Raw genomic sequence first — 18,640 nt, 5'->3', positions numbered from 1 at the left:
GGCACATCGCCGCAGCTGCCCCGAATCCAGCAGCATATCGGTTCCAACTTGCTTGTTTTCGCATTGTTTCTTGCGCATTGAACCTCCCCCTTTCATCGAGCCCCATGCTCGGGGACTGAACTGGTTCGCCCTTATGGTCCCGCAGGCTGTAGGGCACGCGGACGGTTGCCGAGCGGGTCCAAGCGAGAGCTGAAAGAAATGCGAATAAACAGCTCAAAGCCGAAGCATTCATCAGGCTTACCAAACTCATGTTCATCTCCATATTTAAGGGGGTCCGAGTGATCTCATACGGAAGCGTTTGCAGCGGCATCGAGGCGGCGACTATGGCCTGGCGCCCGCTAGGAATGCAAGCCGCATGGTTCGCCGAAATCGAAGCGTTCCCCAGCGCGGTGCTTGCCCATCACTACCCGAACACACCGAACCTCGGCGACATGACCAAACTCGGGGCCCAGGTGCTGGCTGGGAAAATTCCAGCGCCGGACGTACTGGTCGGCGGAACCCCGTGCCAGGCCTTCAGTGTCGCCGGCATGCGCGAAGGTCTCTCCGATCCGCGCGGCGCACTCACCATCAAATACGTGGAGCTCGCAGATGCAACTGACTATGTTCGCGCCAGCCAACGAAAGCCCCCCTGCGTCATCGTTTGGGAAAACGTCCCCGGCGTCCTCAGCGACAAAGGGAACGCCTTCGGATGCTTTCTTGGCGCGCTTGCTGGGGAAGACTGCGAACTGCAGCCTTCAGGGAAAAAATGGCCGGACGCTGGTTGTGTGTATGGACCCAAAAGAACAATCGCGTGGCGGGTCCTGGACGCCCAATATTTCGGCCTGGCCCAACGACGCCGCCGTGTGTTCGTTGTCGCAAGTGCTCGAGACAGATTCGATCCCACCGAGGTACTTTTTGAGCGAGAAGGCGTGCGCAGGGATACTGCGCCGCGCCGAGGCGAGGGGCAAGACGCTACCGGAACAGCTCCTTTCGGCCCTGCGCTCCAGTGCGGATGCGGGCACATCTTCGGAGAAGAGCTCGGACCGTACGGCTGCGTGAGCTGCGAGGGTGATGAAGGCCCGGCGGTTTCGATGTTCGGCGGGATACCGGCGTTTGGCGGGCACAGCTTGGGTGGGTCGGTTGAGAGATCTGCCACCCTCACGGCGAAAGACACCCGCATGGACATGGAAAGCGAGACGTTCTTCGCCGTCCCGACACTCGCCGGCGGCGGGCGCAAGTCCGGAGGGTATTCGCTTGACGACATCCCCATCACGGCCCCGGCCCTTCGAGCTCAGGCACAGAGCAGCCATCGCGCCGACTCCGAAGCATTCATCGTGGCCGGCACGCTCAACGCCAACGGTAAGGCGCCCGGCAGCGCAACTCAACAAGATGCGGAATCTGGCCTCCTGGTGGTGCACGGCACGCAGGATCCAGGAGTCAGCAGTTCCACAGCTTTTGCGCTGGGACGAAACAGCGGACAGGAAAACGCCGTGCTCGCCTTCACCTGCAAAGACCACGGTGCCGATGCTGGAGCAATATCGCCGACCCTACGTGCAATGAACCATTCCGGTAGCCACACTAACGGTGGCGGCCAGGTTGCTGTGTGCATCACTGGCGACATTACCCACACGCTGAAGGCCGACGGCTTCGACGGCAGCGAGGACCGCACTGGACGCGGCCAACCGATAACCCAGAGCAGCGCTGGTGTTCGGCACCTCACTCCCCGTGAGTGCGAGCGCCTCCAGGGAATGCCCGATGACTACACCCTGATCCCTTGGGACGGCTGGCGGAAACTGGACGCCGACGAGACTCCGGAACAATGCATTGCCGACGGGATGGATGTTCGTCAGGCGAAGAAAAGCAAAGCCTGGTACGTCCGCGACGCTGACGGCCCGCGCTACAAGGCGATCGGGAACAGTAAAGCAGTGCCAGTGGTAAGGTGGATAGGCTCCAGAATAAGAGCTGCTTTGGATAACCTGTCATCAACCAGCTAACGTTCAAATACCCAACTTAGCTGGGTGATGAATTTCAGGCACCGCTACCTTTCTGCCAAATCTGGCTCAAGGTATATCTCCACAATCCTGCCATTATCACCCAGGAAAATATTGACTCTTCCAGGCTCAATTTCCTGAGTCACCATATCGCCTTTCGATAAAACCCTACATTTTCTACCAATCAGCTCCTTGATCATTACTGGAACGCTGGTAAGAGGAAAGGGAACAGGCCTGAGATCACCCCAGGGCCATTGAAAATCTCCTCCTCCATCACCGCCACCGCTTCCACCCATATGTCACCTCCTTGCGCCGGCATAGTTACCGGCATCATAAGCAATAGCTGACTGTCTCCATTCGCGCCACCTCGGCGAGGTATCCCCATGCCCACAGAAAACAAAACCGTTGAGCCGCTCAAGGATGAGGGATCACCATACAGCTGCGACCAAATCACTACTTTGTTGGCAGATCGTGCTCAAAAAAAACATTCAGTATTCTTCCTTCATCGTTCACGAGAAATGAAACCCGACCGGGCTCGTACCCCTGCGGTTCCTTTCCGTCGCGTCTGACAACTCGAACCTTTCTGCCTATCAACTCCTCAATGATTGTTGGCGCAACTGATTTAGACATTGGCCAAGGTGTGTAGTCGTCACCTTTCATGTGAAAAGCCCAAGGCCAAGGGTGTGAACCGCCACCATTATCTCCACCACTCATAAGTCACCTCCAGAGTCCGGCTCTGATTGCCGGGTGCTAAACAATTAGTCCAGTTTTATCAAACGCGCCATCAAACCTCCCCTTCAAAGTCAGCCGCTATAGCGGCAAGGACGAAGTCATGCCTGAAGAAATCAAATTGATCCAGCCAGCGCCGGTCGTGCGCGATGAAATGGGTTCGTTTCAGCACCCAGATATGCCCGACTTCGACGAGGGCGACAGTGACAAGTGCAAAGCGTGGATTGCCGAACAGCGACTGAAGGTGGCGATGGTGAGCCTTGAGTATGCCGACGAAGCCGTTGCCGATCGCTACTTCGAATCCGGCGACCCGGATTACAGCTACTGGGAGCCTGAGCGCCCCGAAGGCGAGGATTGGTTCTGCCTGGCGATTCACGACACCGACGACGGCCCTGTTTGCTGGTGGGCACGCCGCGAGGTGACGCCATGAGCAAGCGAGCGGTTCACCTATACCCATGGAACGGCGGCACAGAGGCCGATCAAGATCCTCCCGAGCACGTGTACTGCGGCACCGATGGCGTCATGGAAGACGAACAGCTCACCAACGACTGGCGGTATGTGACGTGCAAGCGCTGCCTCAAGATCCGCGAGAAAGAACTGGCCGCACGGGCAGCCGATGATCGAGATCAGAAGGCCAAGCTCTTCGATGAGGCCCAGGCCATCACGCTCGAACTAGGGCACATGAACATCTCAACTGCCATCAAGGCCTTGATCAGGGAGCGGGATCAACTGCGAGAAGACGCCGAACTTCACAACCAACTCCAGCGAGCCGCCGGCCAGCTACCTGGAGCATGGAGTATTGAAATCATGGTAGAGCGCGGCTGCGGTGTCGTTTCGGCATTCGACGACGACGGTAATGAGGTCGAGTTCGACGGACAAGGAAGCTTGAGCGAGCAGGTATCTGATGCGCTGGAATTGGCGCTGAGCCAGGCGGTGACGCAATGATCGCCCTCGCTTGGTTCGCCTACGTGTACTGCTACAAGGGGCCGCGGTGATGGGGGTTCACCCCGCCAGCTACCTTCAGGGGAGAAATCGTGTGCGCAACTGGTGAGGTGAACCAATAAACCTTAGTTCACCCGCCCAGCCTGCCTAACACCCCTCATCTGATTTCCACAATCCATCTACCAGCCTGCCGGTGAACGGCGGGCGAGGAATCCTCATGCCCACAGAAAGCTAATTCAGCCACCAGCAACCTGATGTGAACCGTTAACGATTCATGCAGAAAACGGTGCTGCCGGAAATTCTTCTGGCAGTGACTTGAATATTGGAGAGAACATGTCTTACGAACTTCTAGCAACAAATATTGGCTACCAATCCAACGCAGCTGGCGCCGTCCTACGCGATCTGCAGTCGTTCATGGAAGAGCACCGTACTATTCGTGATTTCGGAAGCGCTGATACTGGTAATGGCTTTGTAGACGACGGTCCCGCTATCACCAATATGGCGAATGCACTCGGCTACGTCATCATCCCTTCGGGCAACTTCCGTATCACGGCTAACCTGACCATTGCGGTACCGCAGTTCTATAACGCTGGCGCTTGCTTGACTGTGGACGACTCGTCCACGTTGACCATCACCAACCGAATCCATAGTTCGAACCAGTGGATTTTCCAGGGTTCCGGCAACGTGATCATCAACATCGTCAGCACCATGGGGGAAGACGCCAAGCGGATAACCGCGGGTTGGTTTGGAGTATTCCCAACCAACGCTCAGATCACCGACATCACTGACAGGATGCAGCGAGCCCTAAACTCCATGAATGCCCAGACGCGCGAAGGCATCTTGCAATTGGAATGTGGCTCCTATCACCTGAGCAAGACAGTCTACGTTCCGCGTGGTGTAGAGATTGCCGGTCGTGGTATGCGCCGGACGATCTTCGACATTTCGGGTCTGGATTACACGATCTTTGAAACTGCAGGTAATGCATGCAAATTCACCAACTTCCAGTTCGAGTTTCCAACTGGTCAGACTGGTGTACGTACGGCCCCATACATCCACGTCAAACACGGCACCTGCGAGATTGACAGCATTTGGCTGTATCCATCTACCGTCGGCATCATCATCGATGAGACGTGGTGCACCATCCGCAACCTGCGCGCTACTTACGGTCTAGACCCCCAAGCACTGAACGTAGCGGATACCTGTGTTATCTGGGCGCGCACCAGCAGTTTCAGCATCATAGACGTGACCGTAATTGGTACGACCTACTGCCCACATCACGTTATTCGTGTAGGCCACGAAACTAACATCAGTGCGGGTAACATCGACAACATCCATACAACGATGCCGTCTACGGCAGTGTTCATGGACAACCGCAATTGCTCGATCACACGCCTCAACGTAGGCAACATCATCGGCAACCCGGCCAGCTCGACCGGCAATCTGCAGTTTGACGCCTTGATTAAGATCGTTGCTGCTGGTGCGTACCAGTGCACCTACATCACTCTTCATGGCTTGGTCACTAACGGTTTTGCCGCATCCTTGTTGCACGCTGAGTCGTCAGGTACATCGATCATCAGCAACATTGCTTTGGGCTCCGCTGTGGCTCAGGGCAACACCGGTTACGGCGTTCGTCTACTCAACAACGGCACGGGTGCCATCCGTAACATCAGCATTTCAGATGATGTCGATGTGTCTGGTCGTCCTACGCGCCTGGAGACTGTAGGTAGCGTCACCTTGTTGAGTATTCCACCTACCATGCGTGGCACCCATTTCAGCGATCCTATCGTGGAGAACTTCTCGCTGGGTGATGATCTTGTTCGTGTCATCGGCGACTACCGAACTGCTATTTTCTCTGGGGTTCTGATCATTGGTTCGTCCAGCCCGGGTGTGAACGGAATCTTCAGTTTCCGCGCGGCAAGCTCTGGTAACCATGTGACGATGATCGCCGGCACAGCCAACATGGCGACTAGCACTACTACTCTGACGGGCACCTCTGGTACCGACGGGAAGTTCACTGTTGGTATTGGTGGCTCTGGCCAGCTCGTATTGGAGAACCGTATGGGGATTAACCTGACACTTACGGTCACTCTGATGGCCGGCTACTAAGTCACTGACTTATCCGATGGATCGAGCGGCCCACCAAACCTTCCAAGTTATTGGGCCTCTCTGCCACCAGTTCATTAGTCCAAAAAAAATGGCACCTGTCGCCGCCCCACTTTCCCCGAAACATTTTTACCGACTGGTGTTGCGGTATCACCCCGACGATAAAAAGCAACTCAGCTGACATACCGCGAACCCAACGGAAGGTAAAACATTCAGAATGTTCGAACGATTATGGCAGGTAGAATTCAGCCAGAACCTTCGAAACGAAATTAGATATGTACCGGTCTTTTTCCGACATCACACTACTTAAGGAAAACCATGAACAACAAACAAATCGAGAATCAGTCACTACAAGCCAACTCAGATGCAACAGTAGAGTCTCACAAGGAAGAGCTTGCCAGTCCCATTGGAGCAACACTTGTTGGCGCTAAATTATCGCTACCTGGATCGATCGCTCGGGCAACTCAAGACTTCTTGGCTGAAAACCTACCAACAATCGAAAACTGGGGTGGAAAAGGAGACTATTTAACAGACAACCTTCTTCCTTTAGCAAAGGCAATATCCTCTGGAGCGAAAGGGGTGAAATTCGGACTGGGTATTTACTCATTCTCGAACGGTTTCGATAAGCCGCAGGGCTTCTTGATAAAGGGAGAGGTTGCCCCCGAACTCGGATTCGGCACCGCGGATGCCAAGCAGTTTCTACGGGAGGGGTATCGTCATCTAATGCCTGGCACCGTTCTAACCTTTAAAAACAAAGGCACGCTGACTGCAAGTTTTCCGCAACGATCCGATGAATTTTCAACAGTGAGATACTGTATTCGCTCTGTGAATACCGGAAGTGGCTCACTGGGCGCGTCTATACGTGACCTCGCCATTATTCAAGACATGGTTTGCTTTGACTCAAATGGTAATGCCACAAAGCCCGGATTTGAAAATAAATCCGATTATGAGGTTGGTCACCTATTTGATGACAGCGCTCAAGAGGTGTCGTCTGGTGTGGTCGTATTTGGCTACTTCTCAAAAGCCGGTACAGCGGTTATTTCTAGCGCCGGCAACGACGATCCCGACTACAACAAGTTCGTCGGTGGTTCAACAATGGGAAAACATGGACTGGCTATTCTAGGGAGTAGTACCTCGGCCAGCTATGGCCTAAGTGGTACAGCAGGTTATAACTTCAAAATGTACACCCTTGATCATCACAGTCGAGGTTCTATGTCCGAGGCTGAGCGAATCTCTTACTATTCGACTGCAGATACATGGTCCTGCCTTTATATTGACGGTGACGTTGAAGCATCGTCAGCAGAAATCAACGGTCACTATTTTTATGACTGTGTCATGCGCACGAGAGCTAATCACCCGCTGAGACTAGGCAAGGCCTCAAACGTCCAGTTTTATGGAGGGGTTTGTGAGATATCACCGTATGGCATAACCAACTCAGACACCCCAACATTCCTTGCCTCTGCAGGCGTTAAACGAGGAGTTGGCTTTTATGGAATGCGCAACAACTTCGTAACTACTATTTTTAATCCGAATTTCGTAGGTCTTATACCTGTTCCCGTAATCGTATCAGGCGACCCACTTAACGGCCGCTTTGGCGTCTTTGGTAAAACACAAACAGGATACTCAGGAACTGTACTCGGATCTGACGGAAACGCTGGTAACTGCTCAGTGCAATTCACCAAAGACGCTAACAACGGTAGCGCTGACTGGCTTGTACGCATGAACGTTAACTCTGGAGACACTCTGGATATTAAACACGCGTCTGCCAGCAACCCAGCATTGTCTTTCACGCCATCAGGCATTCGCATACCTTCTGCAGGCGAGCGCCTTTCAATTAAAGAACCACGTCCAGCTCTAGCAATCGCATCAGGCGCGATTACAATCACAGGCTCATATCATGCAGTCAGCCCTGAGTCTGGAACCACCGATGAGCTCGACACGATCAATGGAGGCATTGAGGGCATGGAGTTGGTACTACGACCCACATCATCAACACACGTTATCACCCTGAGACGCGCTGTTGGCAACCTAAGGCTGAGCAATTCGGTGGATCAAGTACTGAGTGGCAGCCTTTCACGAGTCGTACTTCAGTACTCCGGCGGTCTTTGGGTACAAATCACCCCCGTTAGTAACAATGGCTAATTTCCTGAAGTGAACGATTTGCCTTTCTTCGGAGAGGCAGATTGTTACTACCTCTACCTAGCTTTTTCCACACCGAGTGGTTCCCGGCGCCGGTAATCTTCCCCACCTTCTGCCGCCACGCGTGGCACGGAGCATCTATGTCTGCAGAACTAGCGCAGGCGCCCTCCGGGCCCAAGCGCGAAAACATTCTTCCCCGCTTCATCAGGGCCGGCGCCGCTCCCATCTACCTGGGCATGTGCCGCGCCGAATTCGACAAAACCGTGCGCCCTTATGTCAATGAATTCCCCATCGGTGAGCGCGGTGTCGGCTTCGACCGGCAGGAGCTTGATGACTGGGCAACGGCGTATGTCGAGGCCAAAGCAATTGATAAAAAACGCGCCCCGGAGCAACAATTGCCCCGCAGCGAGCGCCTGAAAGGAGATAAATCATGGCGCGAAAATCCATCACAGGCCTCTCCGAGAGGAAAGGCATCTGGCATATCGACAAGAAAATCAACGGAGAACGACTTTACGAAAGCACTGGAACTGGTGACAGGGAAGAAGCGGAACGCTACCTGATCTTCAGGCTGGAGCAGATCCGCCAGCAGAAGGTGTATGGCGTAAAGAAGGTCAGGATCTGGCGTGAGGCGGCAACTCGCTTCCTGCTGGAGTTCAAGGACCAGCCTTCAATCAAGCTATCGGCACACCACCTTTCTCAACTGGACCCGTTCATTGGCGATATACCGCTCACCCACATTGATGACGAAGCCCTGGTGCCTTTCATCAAGGACAGGTTGGCGACCAAGAAACTTGAGGATGGCAAGGTAAAGAAGGGTGTGAGCAACAGAACGGTAAACATCTCGATCGAGCGTGTGGTTCGGGTTTTGTCGTTGTGTGCCAGGAAGTGGCGAGACGATGAGCGCAGGCCGTGGCTGGACAGCGTGCCAATGCTCACCAAATTGGAAGAGAAGAAGTCGAGCCGCAAGCCGTATCCGATGTCATGGCAGGAGCAGTCGATTCTATTTGCGGAATTGCCAGCTCACCTGCAAACGATGGCGCTGTTCAAGGTGAACACCGGCACTCGGGAGCAGGAAGTTTGCAAGCTGCGATGGGATTGGGAAATCGCGGTACCGGAGCTCGGGACTAGTGTGTTTCTGATCCCGGCTGATTTTGGCGGCAGACACGAACGGTCTGGGGTGAAAAACGGTGATGAGCGGCTGGTGGTGCTCAACAGCGTGGCCAAGTCGATCATCGAGCAACAACGCGGCCTGAGCAAGGAATGGGTTTTCCCCTATAACGGCAGCGCGATGCACCGGATGAACGACTCGGCCTGGAAGAAGGCGCGGGTGAGAGCGGCGAAACTCTGGCAGGAGAAAAACCTTCGCCCCGCTCACCCAGGTTATGCATCCATAAGGATCCACGACCTCAAACACACGTTTGGCCGTCGGCTACGCGCAGCATGCGTCACCGAGGAAGACCGGAAGGCGCTTCTGGGCCACAAGAACGGCAGCATCACCAGTCACTACTCGGGCGCAGAGCTCGGGCACCTGATTGAAGCTGCGAACATGGTATCAGCAACCGATTCGCGTGGACCGGTCCTGACAATCTTGAAAAGGAAGCAGGCGTGAAAAATCGAGAAGTCACGCAAAAGTCACGCACATGAAAAAGCCCAACCTGAAAAGATTGGGCTAAGTCATTGAAAAATATGGTCGGGACGGAGTGATTCGAACACTCGACCCCTAGCACCCCATGCTAGTGCGCTACCGGACTGCGCTACGCCCCGACTAGGCGTGTTACTCGTCCCTCACCTCGAGGAACGCTCAAGAATATAGCGCAAGCTTTTGAAAACTGGAAGTATTTAAAAGCGAGAATTTATTTCTTGAGGACAACCAGCACATCTTCGAGCTCGGCAATCATCTGCCGAATCATCTGTTTGTACTGGGTGGTGTCATCTTTGGCTTCATCGCCGGACAGACGCAAGCGTGCGCCGCCGATGGTGAACCCCTGATCGTACAGCAGAGCGCGGATCTGCCGGATCATCAGCACGTCCTGGCGCTGATAATACCGGCGGTTTCCGCGGCGTTTGACGGGGTTGAGTTGAGGAAACTCCTGCTCCCAGTAACGCAGCACGTGTGGTTTTACCGCACACAGCTCACTGACTTCACCAATGGTGAAGTAGCGTTTGCCCGGGATGACGGGGAGCTCGTCGTTATGACTTGGTTCCAGCATAAGCCTCAACTCGGGCCTTCAACTTCTGCCCTGGACGAAAGGTGACCACACGGCGAGCCGTGATCGGGATTTCTTCCCCCGTTTTCGGGTTGCGGCCAGGCCGCTGGCGTTTGTCCCGAAGGTCGAAATTGCCGAAACCGGACAATTTGACCTGCTCGTTGTCTTCAAGAGCGTGCCTGATTTCCTCGAAAAACAGTTCGACCAATTCCTTGGCCTCCCGCTTGTTCAGGCCCAGCTCTTCATACAGACGTTCCGCCATCTCAGCTTTCGTCAAAGCCCCCATACGTCACTTCCTTAACGTGGCGTCCAACCTTTGTTCGAGCGAGGTGAGGATATTTTGCGTCGTGGAATTCACCTCATCGTCATTAAGAGTGCGCGATGGATGCTGCCAGGTCAAGCCAACTGCGAGGCTTTTTCTATCAGGATCAATGCCTTTACCCTGATACACGTCAAATAGCCTGAGGTCTGTCAGCCATTCGCCTGCATTTTCACGGATTACGTCCAGTACGGCCGCGGCCGCCACGTCTTTGTGCGCAATCAGTGCAAGGTCACGACGCACTTCAGGAAAGCGCGACAACTCGTGGAATTTAGGCATTTTACCCGAGGCCACTTCCGCCAGGACCAGCTCGAAAACGAAGACTGGACGATCCAGCCCCAGGGTTTTCGACAACTCAGGGTGGATAGCGCCGATAAAACCGACCAGACGACCTTCACGCTCGATGCGCGCGGTTTGACCTGGGTGCAACGCGGGGTGTTTGCCCGGCACGAAACTGAAGGCATCCAGCGCACCGGCAAAGCCCAACACCGCTTCCACGTCAGCCTTGACGTCAAAGAAGTCGACCGTATCGCGACCCTGCGCCCAGCCTTCCGGCAGGCGGCTGCCGCACACGAGACCGGCCAGCATCGGCTCTTGCTTCAGGCCTTCCAGCTGGCCGACGAAGCGCAGGCCGCTTTCGAACAGACGAACGCGATCCTGCTGACGGTTCAGGTTGTGCTGAAGCGCCTTGACCAGGCCTGGCCACAACGACGAGCGCATGGCAGCCATGTCGTTCGAGATCGGGTTGGCCAGCAACAACGGCTCGACACCTGGATTGAACAGCTCGAACTGTTTCGGATCGATGAAACTGTAGGTGATCGCTTCCTGGTAACCACGGGCGACCAGCAGACGACGCAGTTCAGGCAGGTCGCTGCGGGCTTCAGCCTTGGCTTGCGGCGCCAGACGCGCTTGCGGGTAACGAACCGGCAGGCGGTTGTAGCCATACAGGCGAGCCAGCTCTTCGATCAGGTCGACTTCCAGGCTGATATCGAAGCGATGGCTTGGCACTTCTACGCGCCACTGCCCTGCCCCATCGGCAGAAACGGTCAGGCCCAAAGCGTTGAGCAGGCGCTCGACTTCGGCCGAATCCATTTCCATGCCCAGCATCTGGGTGATGCGCTGAGCACGCAGGGTGACCGGGGCAATCTTCGGCAGGTGCTGTTCGCTGACGGTTTCGATGATCGGGCCGGCTTCGCCACCGGTGATTTCCAGCAGCAGGCCAGTGGCGCGCTCCATGGCTTCACGGGCCAGTTGCCAGTCCACGCCACGCTCGTAGCGGTGCGACGCGTCGGTGTGCAGGCCATAGGAACGGGCCTTGCCAGCGACAGCGATCTGATCGAAGAACGCGCTTTCCAGGAAGATATCGCGAGTGGTCGCGGTGTTGACGCCGCTGTGCTCGCCGCCCATGACGCCGGCGATTGCCAGGGCACGGGTGTGGTCGGCGATCACCAGCGTATCGCTACGCAGGCTGACTTCCTGACCGTCGAGCAGTACCAGCTTCTCGCCTTCTTCGGCCATGCGCACGCGGATGCCGCCATTGATTTCGGCGAGATCGAAGGCGTGCAGCGGTTGACCCAGTTCCAGCATCACGTAGTTGGTGATGTCGACAGCGGCGTCGATGCTGCGAACGTCGGCACGACGCAGACGCTCGACCATCCACAGCGGCGTTGCCTTGGACAGGTCGACGTTACGGATCACGCGACCCAGGTAACGCGGGCAGGCGGCTGGCGCCAGCACTTCCACCGAGCGTACTTCATCGTGCACGGCTGGCACGCTAGCAACGACCGGGCGGGTGACTTCGGTGGCGTACAGCGCACCGACTTCACGGGCCAGGCCCGCCAGGGACAGGCAGTCACCACGGTTTGGCGTCAGGTCGACTTCGATGCTGGCGTCGTCCAGGCTCAGGTATTCACGAATGTCCAGGCCTACCGGCGCATCAGCCGGCAATTCCATCAGGCCATCGTTGCCTTCGCCCACTTGCAGCTCGGCTTGCGAGCACAGCATGCCGTTGGACTCGACGCCACGCAGCTTGGCTTTCTTGATCTTGAAGTCGCCCGGCAGCTCGGCACCGAGGGTGGCGAACGGGATCTTCAGGCCCGGGCGCACGTTTGGCGCGCCGCAGACCACCTGGAAAGTCTCCGAGCCATTGCTGACCTGGCACACGCGCAGCTTGTCGGCGTCCGGGTGCTGCTCGGTGCTCAGCACCTCGCCGACGATCACGCCGGTGAATTCGCCGGCGGCCGGCGTAACGCTATCGACCTCAAGACCGGCCATCGACAGACGGGCAACCAGCTCGTCGCGACTTACCTGCGGGCTTACCCAGCCACGCAGCCATTGTTCACTGAATTTCATCCTGCTCTCCTAAGAATTCGTTACGACTAGCGAAATTGCGCGAGGAACCGCAAGTCGTTGTCGAAGAACAGACGCAAGTCGTTCACGCCGTAACGCAGCATGGCCAGACGCTCGACGCCCATGCCGAAGGCGAAGCCCGAAAACTCTTCCGGATCGATCCCGGACATGCGCAGCACGTTGGGGTGAACCATGCCGCAGCCCATCACTTCCAGCCAGCCAGTCTGCTTGCAGACGCGGCAGCCTTTACCGCTGCACATCACGCATTCCATGTCGACTTCGGCCGATGGCTCGGTGAACGGGAAGTAGGAAGGACGGAAACGCACGGCCAGTTCTTTTTCGAAGAACACCCGCAGGAATTCTTCGATGGTGCCTTTGAGGTCGGCGAAATTGATGTCGCGATCGACCAGCAGGCCTTCGACCTGGTGGAACATCGGCGAGTGGGTGATATCCGAGTCGCTACGGTACACACGGCCTGGGCAGACGATGCGGATCGGCGGTTGTTTCGATTCCATGGTGCGGACCTGTACCGGCGAGGTATGGGTGCGCAGCAACATGTTGGCATTGAAATAGAAGGTGTCATGCATCGACCGGGCCGGGTGATGGCCTGGTATGTTGAGCGCTTCGAAGTTGTGGTAGTCGTCTTCGACCTCAGGGCCCTCGGCAATGCCGTAGCCGATATGGGTGAAGAACTGTTCGATACGTTCCAGAGTGCGAGTAACCGGATGCAGGCCACCCGAGGTCTGGCCACGGCCAGGCAGGGTCACGTCAATGGACTCGGCAGACAGTTTGGCGGCCAGGTCGGCCTCTTCAAACAGTGCCTTGCGGGCATTGAGAACCTCTGTGACACGCTCCTTGGCAACGTTGATCAGGGCGCCGACTTGCGGACGCTCTTCTGCCGGCAAATTCCCCAGGGTCTTCATCACCTGAGTCAATTCGCCCTTCTTGCCAAGGTAGTGAACCCGGATTTGCTCCAGGGCATTGATATCTTCAGCGCTTTGCACAGCCTCTAGTGCTTGAGAGACGAGCGCATCCAGGTTTTCCATGTACAGACTCCAGATACAAAATAGGGGAAGAGCTTGAAGGCTCTTCCCCTATTTATGACGTTTAACACCTGGCCCCACAGAGGTGAGGCCGGGTGACTGTCGGGGGTACTTAAGCCAAGGTGGCTTTAGCTTTCTCGACAATCGCAGCAAACGCCGCTTTTTCGTTCACTGCCAGATCAGCCAGAACCTTACGGTCGATCTCGATGGACGCTTTTTTCAGGCCGGCGATGAAACGGCTGTAGGACAGACCGTTGATACGAGCACCAGCGTTGATACGAGCGATCCACAGAGCGCGGAACTGACGTTTTTTCTGACGACGGTCACGGTAGGCGTATTGGCCTGCCTTGATTACCGCTTGCTTGGCAACACGGAATACGCGCGAGCGAGCGCCGTAGTAGCCTTTAGCAAGTTTCAGAATTTTTTTGTGACGTTTACGGGCAATGACGCCACGCTTTACACGAGCCATGAGTTACTTCCTCTATTCTTGACTAAAATTAACGAAGGCGCAGCATGCGCTCGACTTTTGCCACGTCAGACGGATGCAGCAAGCTGCTACCGCGCAGTTGACGCTTACGCTTGGTCGACATTTTAGTCAGGATGTGGCTCTTGAAAGCGTGCTTGTGCTTGATACCGTTAGCAGTTTTCAGAAACCGCTTAGCAGCACCACTTTTGGTCTTCATTTTTGGCATGTTCGGATACTCCGCATTCAGTTGATAAACATAATCAGAAGGCCTGCCGTGCCCTGTTGATTACTTCTTCTTTTTCGGGGCGATGACCATGATCAGCTGGCGTCCTTCCATCTTAGGATGCTGTTCGACCGAACCGTACTCCAGCAAGTCACCTTCAACTCGCTTGAGCAGTTCCATCCCCAGCTCCTGGTGGGCCATCTCACGGCCGCGGAATCGCAAGGATACCTTGGCCCTGTCCCCATCACTCAGGAAACGTACCAGGTTGCGCAGTTTTACCTGGTAATCCCCTTCCTCCGTCCCTGGACGAAACTTGATTTCTTTAACCTGAATCTGCTTCTGGTTTTTCTTGGCCGCGGCAACCTGCTTCTTCTTCTCGAAGATCGATTTGCCGTAGTCCATCAGTTTGCAAACAGGGGGTACTGCATCGGCGGAAATCTCCACCAGATCCAGCTTGGCCTCTTCAGCCTTAAGAAGCGCGTCTTCAATTGACACAATCCCAAGCTGTTCACCTTCAGCTCCAATTAACCGAACCTCGCGTGCCGAGATATTCTCGTTGATCGGGGCTTTCGGTGCAGCTCGTTTATCTTGTCTCATTTCACGCTTAATAGTAATTACTCCGAATCTGGGCGACCACGCCGGGAAACCGCTTGCGCGAGAAACTCAGCGAACTGGGCGACGGGCATCGAGCCCAGGTCAGCACCTTCACGAGTACGCACAGCGACAGTCTGCATCTCGACTTCCCGATCTCCGATAACCAAGAGATAAGGAACCTTGAGCAACGTATGCTCGCGGATTTTAAAGCCGATCTTTTCATTTCTCAAGTCAGACTTGGCACGAAACCCGCTTTCGTTGAGAGTTTTTTCCACTTCGGCGGCAAAATCTGCCTGCTTGTCAGTGATATTCATGATCACTGCCTGGGTCGGAGCCAGCCACGCAGGGAATGCACCCTCGTAGTGCTCGATCAGGATTCCGACGAAACGTTCGAAGGAGCCCAGGATCGCCCGGTGCAACATCACCGGATGCTTGCGGCTGTTGTCTTCGGAGACGAATTCGGCACCCAGACGGACAGGCAGGTTAAAATCGAGCTGCAGGGTACCACACTGCCAGACACGGCCAAGGCAATCTTTCAGCGAGAATTCGATCTTCGGACCGTAGAACGCTCCTTCACCCGGCTGCAGATCGTACGGCAGGCCAGCACTATCAAGGGCTGCAGCCAAGGCGGCTTCGGCGCGATCCCACAGCTCGTCGGAACCCACGCGTTTTTCCGGACGAGTGGACAGCTTCATCTCGACGTCTTTAAAGCCGAAATCTGCGTAGACGCCCATGGTCAGCTTGATGAACGCGGCGGATTCGGCCTGCATCTGCTCTTCGGTGCAGAAGATGTGGGCGTCGTCCTGAGTGAACGCGCGCACGCGCATGATGCCGTGCAGTGCACCCGATGGCTCGTTACGGTGGCAGGCACCGAACTCGGCCAGGCGCATCGGCAGCTCGCGGTAGCTTTTCAGGCCCTGGTTGAACACCTGCACGTGGCAAGGGCAGTTCATTGGCTTGATCGCGTAGTCGCGGTTTTCCGACTGGGTGGTGAACATGTTGTCGGCGTAGTTGGCCCAATGCCCGGATTTCTCCCACAGGCTGCGGTCAACGACCTGAGGCGTCTTGATCTCCAGGTAACCGTTGTCGCGCTGAACCTTGCGCATGTACTGCTCGAGCACCTGGTACAGGGTCCAGCCGTTCGGGTGCCAGAACACCATGCCCGGCGACTCTTCCTGGGTGTGGAACAGGCCCAGACGCTTGCCGATCTTGCGGTGATCGCGCTTTTCGGCTTCTTCGATGCGCTGGATGTAGGCCGCCAGCTGTTTCTTGTCGGCCCATGCGGTGCCGTAGACGCGCTGCAATTGCTCGTTTTTGGCATCGCCACGCCAGTAGGCGCCGGACAACTTGGTCAGCTTGAAGGATTTCAGGAAACGCGTGTTCGGCACGTGCGGACCGCGGCACATGTCGACGTATTCTTCGTGATAGTACAGGCCCATGGCCTGCTCGTTCGGCATGTCCTCGACCAGGCGCAACTTGTAGTCTTCGCCGCGAGCCTTGAACACTTCGATCACTTCGGCGCGCGGAGTGACTTTCTTGATCACGTCGTAATCTTTTTCGATCAGCTGCTGCATGCGCTGTTCGATGGCGGCCAGGTCGTCCGGGGTGAAAGGACGCTCGAAGGCGATGTCGTAATAGAAGCCTTCGTCGATGACCGGACCGATGACCATCTTGGCCGTCGGGTACAGCTGCTTGACCGCGTGACCGACCAGGTGGGCGCAAGAGTGGCGAATGATCTCCAGCCCCTCTTCATCCTTTGGCGTGATGATTTGCAGCGTGGCGTCGCTGCTGATGGTGTCGCTGGCGTCGACCAGCTTGCCATCGACCTTGCCCGCTACAGTGGCCTTGGCCAGGCCGGCACCAATGGATGCAGCGACCTCGGCTACGGAAACCGGGTGATCGAATGAACGTTGACTGCCGTCGGGAAGAGTAATAGTTGGCATGGCGCCTCCTCTCCTAGTGGTGACCCCTACCAAAGGTCACGTGGGTTGGGATGAGCCAGTACAAGATCCGATCCAGGCCATTCAATGACGAACGCCTGCCTTACAGCGGCAGGAGCCTTGCGGCCAACCGGAAAATCGAACCAGAGTGACTGGGATTCAAATCAGGGTTATTCGGGCATCTGCCGCAGCCGGGACTGAAGGTCGACCGGCGCCCGCGAACGCCCGAGCCAGGCATGCTAGCACAGATGAACGGTCGTGACGGTGTAGAGGCTTTCTGGCGAGGCGATTCTGGCGTTTTTGTGCCAGAGTGCTGAACTTGAACCGCGTTTTACCCCTCAGATAACAAGACATTCCCCATAAGGAGCATCCCGGCATGCGTCTGAATCGGTTATTCGCTGTAGTCGCACCCATCGTCCTGCTGCTTCCGCTGGCCGCCCACGCCGAATGGCCGAAGGGTGAACGCGAGAAGTACATGGCGCAGTGCACCCAGGCCGCCACGCCACAGATCGGCGCCAACGCGGCAAAATCCCACTGCGCCTGCGGAGCCGACGCAATCAAATCGTATCCAGCCAAGGACATTCAGTCCTTGATGGACAACCAGGCCAGCGATGCCCTGAAACAACAGGCCCTGGGCCAGATCGCCAAGTGCAAGGCCGCCCCTCCGCCGAAAAAATAAGCCCATGAACGCGCTGTAAAAGCGTTTTCGGCGGGTGAAAAACCCCTGAAAAACGCTTTTTCCTACAAATTACCCAGGTTTTACAGGTTTTTTTCTCACCTTTACTTTGGGCTGAAAGCCTTTAAATACGGGGCTTACAGCCCAAACAGAGGACAAAGAATGTGCGACTGTAGGGCAAACAACCGCTGTGGGGGGCTCCCAAAGCGAACATTTCGACTATGATACTCGGGTGTGCCCAGTTGGCCTGAGCAGCACAGTACTACTGAAAATATATGTTTCTTGGAGATACACCATGTCTAATCGCCAAACCGGCACCGTTAAATGGTTCAACGATGAAAAAGGCTTCGGCTTCATCACTCCTCAAGGTGGCGGTGACGACCTGTTCGTACACTTCAAAGCTATCGAAAGCGACGGTTTCAAAAGCCTGAAAGAAGGCCAGACTGTTTCCTTCGTGGCTGAGAAAGGCCAAAAGGGTATGCAAGCTGCTCAAGTTCGCCCAGAGTAATTTCCAGGCGCACTAAAAAAACCCCGTCCATGTGACGGGGTTTTTTATGGGTGACACAAAAGCCTGATCGATCAGCCGCAGTTGACGCGGGTGACGACCCGATTGGCATCGGTGTTGAGGTTCAGGCGATCCGAGCGGTACTCCAGCGTCACCATGTCGTTCGGCTGCAGGAACCGTGCGTTTTGCGCGCCTGCTCGCGTGCGAGCCTGCTCCAGCAGCTGGGGCGACGCCTGCTTGCCGATGGTGAATTCGGCCGCTTTGGCCTCGCAACGGCTATGACCTGACTCAGTGGTAGTGGCTGGGTCAGTCGGCTCGGTGGTGGCCGTGCTGCAACCGGCCAGCATGGCAGCAGCCAGCACAGTACCCAATGACGCGAGCTTCCAAGGCATGACGCCTCCTTATTTCGATGATTTAGCTGAATTCTTGCGACCG

The 18,640-nt window shown here is 56.0% G+C and carries 19 protein-coding genes and 1 tRNA gene; 9 read left to right on the top strand and 11 right to left on the bottom strand.

Annotation, left to right across the window (positions count from 1 at the left end; translation table 11 throughout):
* The first annotated feature begins 248 nt into the window (after positions 1–248).
* A complete protein-coding gene (locus ACA054_RS11030) occupies positions 249–1,973 on the top strand; it encodes a DNA cytosine methyltransferase (RefSeq protein WP_497689399.1) in 1,725 nt (574 codons plus the stop codon).
* Between the two features lie 44 nt (positions 1,974–2,017).
* Here ACA054_RS11030 and ACA054_RS11025 read toward each other — a convergent pair whose 3' ends face one another.
* Positions 2,018–2,266: an I78 family peptidase inhibitor gene (locus tag ACA054_RS11025; RefSeq protein ID WP_497689398.1), complete on the bottom strand. Its 249-nt coding sequence runs from the start codon at positions 2,264–2,266 to the stop codon at positions 2,018–2,020.
* 536 nt (positions 2,267–2,802) lie between these two features.
* On the opposite strand from ACA054_RS11025, the gene ACA054_RS11020 reads away from it, so the two are divergent.
* The 6 genes from ACA054_RS11020 to ACA054_RS10995 all read left to right on the top strand — a co-directional run bounded on the left by ACA054_RS11020 (position 2,803) and on the right by ACA054_RS10995 (position 9,492).
* Positions 2,803–3,129, top strand: coding sequence for a hypothetical protein (locus ACA054_RS11020; RefSeq protein ID WP_497689397.1), 327 nt, complete (start codon positions 2,803–2,805; stop codon positions 3,127–3,129).
* Positions 3,126–3,644, top strand: a complete 519-nt coding sequence (locus ACA054_RS11015; RefSeq protein WP_497689396.1) for a hypothetical protein — start codon at positions 3,126–3,128, stop codon at positions 3,642–3,644. Before ACA054_RS11020 ends, ACA054_RS11015 begins: the two co-directional genes overlap by 4 nt.
* 330 nt (positions 3,645–3,974) lie before the next feature.
* Positions 3,975–5,747: a hypothetical protein gene (locus ACA054_RS11010; protein WP_497689395.1), complete on the top strand. Its 1,773-nt coding sequence runs from the start codon at positions 3,975–3,977 to the stop codon at positions 5,745–5,747.
* 315 nt (positions 5,748–6,062) lie between these two features.
* Complete coding sequence (locus ACA054_RS11005; protein ID WP_497689394.1) at positions 6,063–7,886, top strand: hypothetical protein; 1,824 nt, start codon at positions 6,063–6,065, stop codon at positions 7,884–7,886.
* Positions 7,887–8,023: 137 nt separating this feature from the next.
* Positions 8,024–8,443: a hypothetical protein gene (locus ACA054_RS11000; RefSeq protein WP_497689393.1), complete on the top strand. Its 420-nt coding sequence runs from the start codon at positions 8,024–8,026 to the stop codon at positions 8,441–8,443.
* On the top strand, positions 8,329–9,492 hold the full coding sequence (locus ACA054_RS10995) for a tyrosine-type recombinase/integrase (RefSeq protein WP_497690281.1): 1,164 nt from the start codon (positions 8,329–8,331) through the stop codon (positions 9,490–9,492). Before ACA054_RS11000 ends, ACA054_RS10995 begins: the two co-directional genes overlap by 115 nt.
* 78 nt (positions 9,493–9,570) lie before the next feature.
* On the opposite strand, the gene ACA054_RS10990 is transcribed toward ACA054_RS10995, so the two are convergent.
* The 9 genes from ACA054_RS10990 to thrS all read right to left on the bottom strand — a co-directional run bounded on the left by ACA054_RS10990 (position 9,571) and on the right by thrS (position 17,027).
* Positions 9,571–9,647, bottom strand: a tRNA-Pro gene (locus ACA054_RS10990).
* An 89-nt stretch (positions 9,648–9,736) separates the two neighbouring features.
* Positions 9,737–10,093 (bottom strand): MerR family transcriptional regulator, encoded by a 357-nt coding sequence (locus ACA054_RS10985; protein ID WP_003179985.1) that lies wholly within the window; start codon positions 10,091–10,093, stop codon positions 9,737–9,739.
* On the bottom strand, positions 10,074–10,376 hold the full coding sequence (gene ihfA, locus ACA054_RS10980; protein ID WP_002553164.1) for an integration host factor subunit alpha: 303 nt from the start codon (positions 10,374–10,376) through the stop codon (positions 10,074–10,076). The genes ACA054_RS10985 and ihfA overlap by 20 nt, the downstream gene beginning before the upstream one ends.
* Before the next feature lie 3 nt (positions 10,377–10,379).
* Positions 10,380–12,761, bottom strand: a complete 2,382-nt coding sequence (pheT, locus tag ACA054_RS10975) for a phenylalanine--tRNA ligase subunit beta (protein ID WP_497689392.1) — start codon at positions 12,759–12,761, stop codon at positions 10,380–10,382.
* Between the two features lie 26 nt (positions 12,762–12,787).
* Complete coding sequence (gene pheS / locus ACA054_RS10970; protein ID WP_007905876.1) at positions 12,788–13,804, bottom strand: phenylalanine--tRNA ligase subunit alpha; 1,017 nt, start codon at positions 13,802–13,804, stop codon at positions 12,788–12,790.
* A gap of 109 nt (positions 13,805–13,913) precedes the next feature.
* Positions 13,914–14,270 carry a 50S ribosomal protein L20 gene (rplT, locus tag ACA054_RS10965; protein WP_007905879.1) on the bottom strand — a complete coding sequence of 119 codons (357 nt, stop codon included), beginning with the start codon at positions 14,268–14,270 and terminating at the stop codon, positions 13,914–13,916.
* A gap of 28 nt (positions 14,271–14,298) precedes the next feature.
* Positions 14,299–14,493, bottom strand: a complete 195-nt coding sequence (gene rpmI / locus ACA054_RS10960; protein ID WP_002553160.1) for a 50S ribosomal protein L35 — start codon at positions 14,491–14,493, stop codon at positions 14,299–14,301.
* Between the two features lie 60 nt (positions 14,494–14,553).
* Entirely contained in the window at positions 14,554–15,105 is a 552-nt protein-coding gene (infC, locus tag ACA054_RS10955) for a translation initiation factor IF-3 (protein ID WP_176469887.1), read from the bottom strand.
* Positions 15,105–17,027 carry a threonine--tRNA ligase gene (thrS, locus tag ACA054_RS10950; protein ID WP_497689391.1) on the bottom strand — a complete coding sequence of 641 codons (1,923 nt, stop codon included), beginning with the start codon at positions 17,025–17,027 and terminating at the stop codon, positions 15,105–15,107. Before thrS ends, infC begins: the two co-directional genes overlap by 1 nt.
* Positions 17,028–17,400: 373 nt before the next feature.
* Between thrS and ACA054_RS10945 the strand changes: the two genes are divergently transcribed.
* Together ACA054_RS10945 and ACA054_RS10940 are read left to right on the top strand one after the other, a co-directional pair.
* Positions 17,401–17,703 carry a hypothetical protein gene (locus tag ACA054_RS10945; RefSeq protein WP_497689390.1) on the top strand — a complete coding sequence of 101 codons (303 nt, stop codon included), beginning with the start codon at positions 17,401–17,403 and terminating at the stop codon, positions 17,701–17,703.
* A 292-nt stretch (positions 17,704–17,995) separates the two neighbouring features.
* Entirely contained in the window at positions 17,996–18,208 is a 213-nt protein-coding gene (locus ACA054_RS10940) for a cold-shock protein (RefSeq protein WP_003179963.1), read from the top strand.
* Between the two features lie 71 nt (positions 18,209–18,279).
* Here ACA054_RS10940 and ACA054_RS10935 read toward each other — a convergent pair whose 3' ends face one another.
* Positions 18,280–18,597 carry an I78 family peptidase inhibitor gene (locus ACA054_RS10935; RefSeq protein WP_497639016.1) on the bottom strand — a complete coding sequence of 106 codons (318 nt, stop codon included), beginning with the start codon at positions 18,595–18,597 and terminating at the stop codon, positions 18,280–18,282.
* Positions 18,598–18,640: the final 43 nt, after the last annotated feature.

The organism is Pseudomonas sp. LBUM1653 (assembly GCF_059716115.1).
The sequence above is the reverse complement of the archived record's forward strand: the minus strand, read 5'-3'. Positions and strand labels throughout refer to the sequence as shown.

Bases quoted from the DNA above. Each gene is read 5' to 3' on its own strand.
- ACA054_RS11030 (WP_497689399.1), top strand. From the start codon at position 249: ATGTTCATCTCCATATTTAAGGGGGTCCGAGTGATCTCATACGGAAGC.
- ACA054_RS11025 (WP_497689398.1), bottom strand. From the start codon at position 2,266: ATGGGTGGAAGCGGTGGCGGTGATGGAGGAGGAGATTTTCAATGGCCC.
- ACA054_RS11020 (WP_497689397.1), top strand. From the start codon at position 2,803: ATGCCTGAAGAAATCAAATTGATCCAGCCAGCGCCGGTCGTGCGCGAT.
- ACA054_RS11015 (WP_497689396.1), top strand. From the start codon at position 3,126: ATGAGCAAGCGAGCGGTTCACCTATACCCATGGAACGGCGGCACAGAG.
- ACA054_RS11010 (WP_497689395.1), top strand. From the start codon at position 3,975: ATGTCTTACGAACTTCTAGCAACAAATATTGGCTACCAATCCAACGCA.
- ACA054_RS11005 (WP_497689394.1), top strand. From the start codon at position 6,063: ATGAACAACAAACAAATCGAGAATCAGTCACTACAAGCCAACTCAGAT.
- ACA054_RS11000 (WP_497689393.1), top strand. From the start codon at position 8,024: ATGTCTGCAGAACTAGCGCAGGCGCCCTCCGGGCCCAAGCGCGAAAAC.
- ACA054_RS10985 (WP_003179985.1), bottom strand. From the start codon at position 10,093: ATGCTGGAACCAAGTCATAACGACGAGCTCCCCGTCATCCCGGGCAAA.
- ihfA (WP_002553164.1), bottom strand. From the start codon at position 10,376: ATGGGGGCTTTGACGAAAGCTGAGATGGCGGAACGTCTGTATGAAGAG.
- pheT (WP_497689392.1), bottom strand. From the start codon at position 12,761: ATGAAATTCAGTGAACAATGGCTGCGTGGCTGGGTAAGCCCGCAGGTA.
- pheS (WP_007905876.1), bottom strand. From the start codon at position 13,804: ATGGAAAACCTGGATGCGCTCGTCTCTCAAGCACTAGAGGCTGTGCAA.
- rplT (WP_007905879.1), bottom strand. From the start codon at position 14,270: ATGGCTCGTGTAAAGCGTGGCGTCATTGCCCGTAAACGTCACAAAAAA.
- rpmI (WP_002553160.1), bottom strand. From the start codon at position 14,493: ATGCCAAAAATGAAGACCAAAAGTGGTGCTGCTAAGCGGTTTCTGAAA.
- thrS (WP_497689391.1), bottom strand. From the start codon at position 17,027: ATGCCAACTATTACTCTTCCCGACGGCAGTCAACGTTCATTCGATCAC.
- ACA054_RS10945 (WP_497689390.1), top strand. From the start codon at position 17,401: ATGCGTCTGAATCGGTTATTCGCTGTAGTCGCACCCATCGTCCTGCTG.
- ACA054_RS10940 (WP_003179963.1), top strand. From the start codon at position 17,996: ATGTCTAATCGCCAAACCGGCACCGTTAAATGGTTCAACGATGAAAAA.
- ACA054_RS10935 (WP_497639016.1), bottom strand. From the start codon at position 18,597: ATGCCTTGGAAGCTCGCGTCATTGGGTACTGTGCTGGCTGCTGCCATG.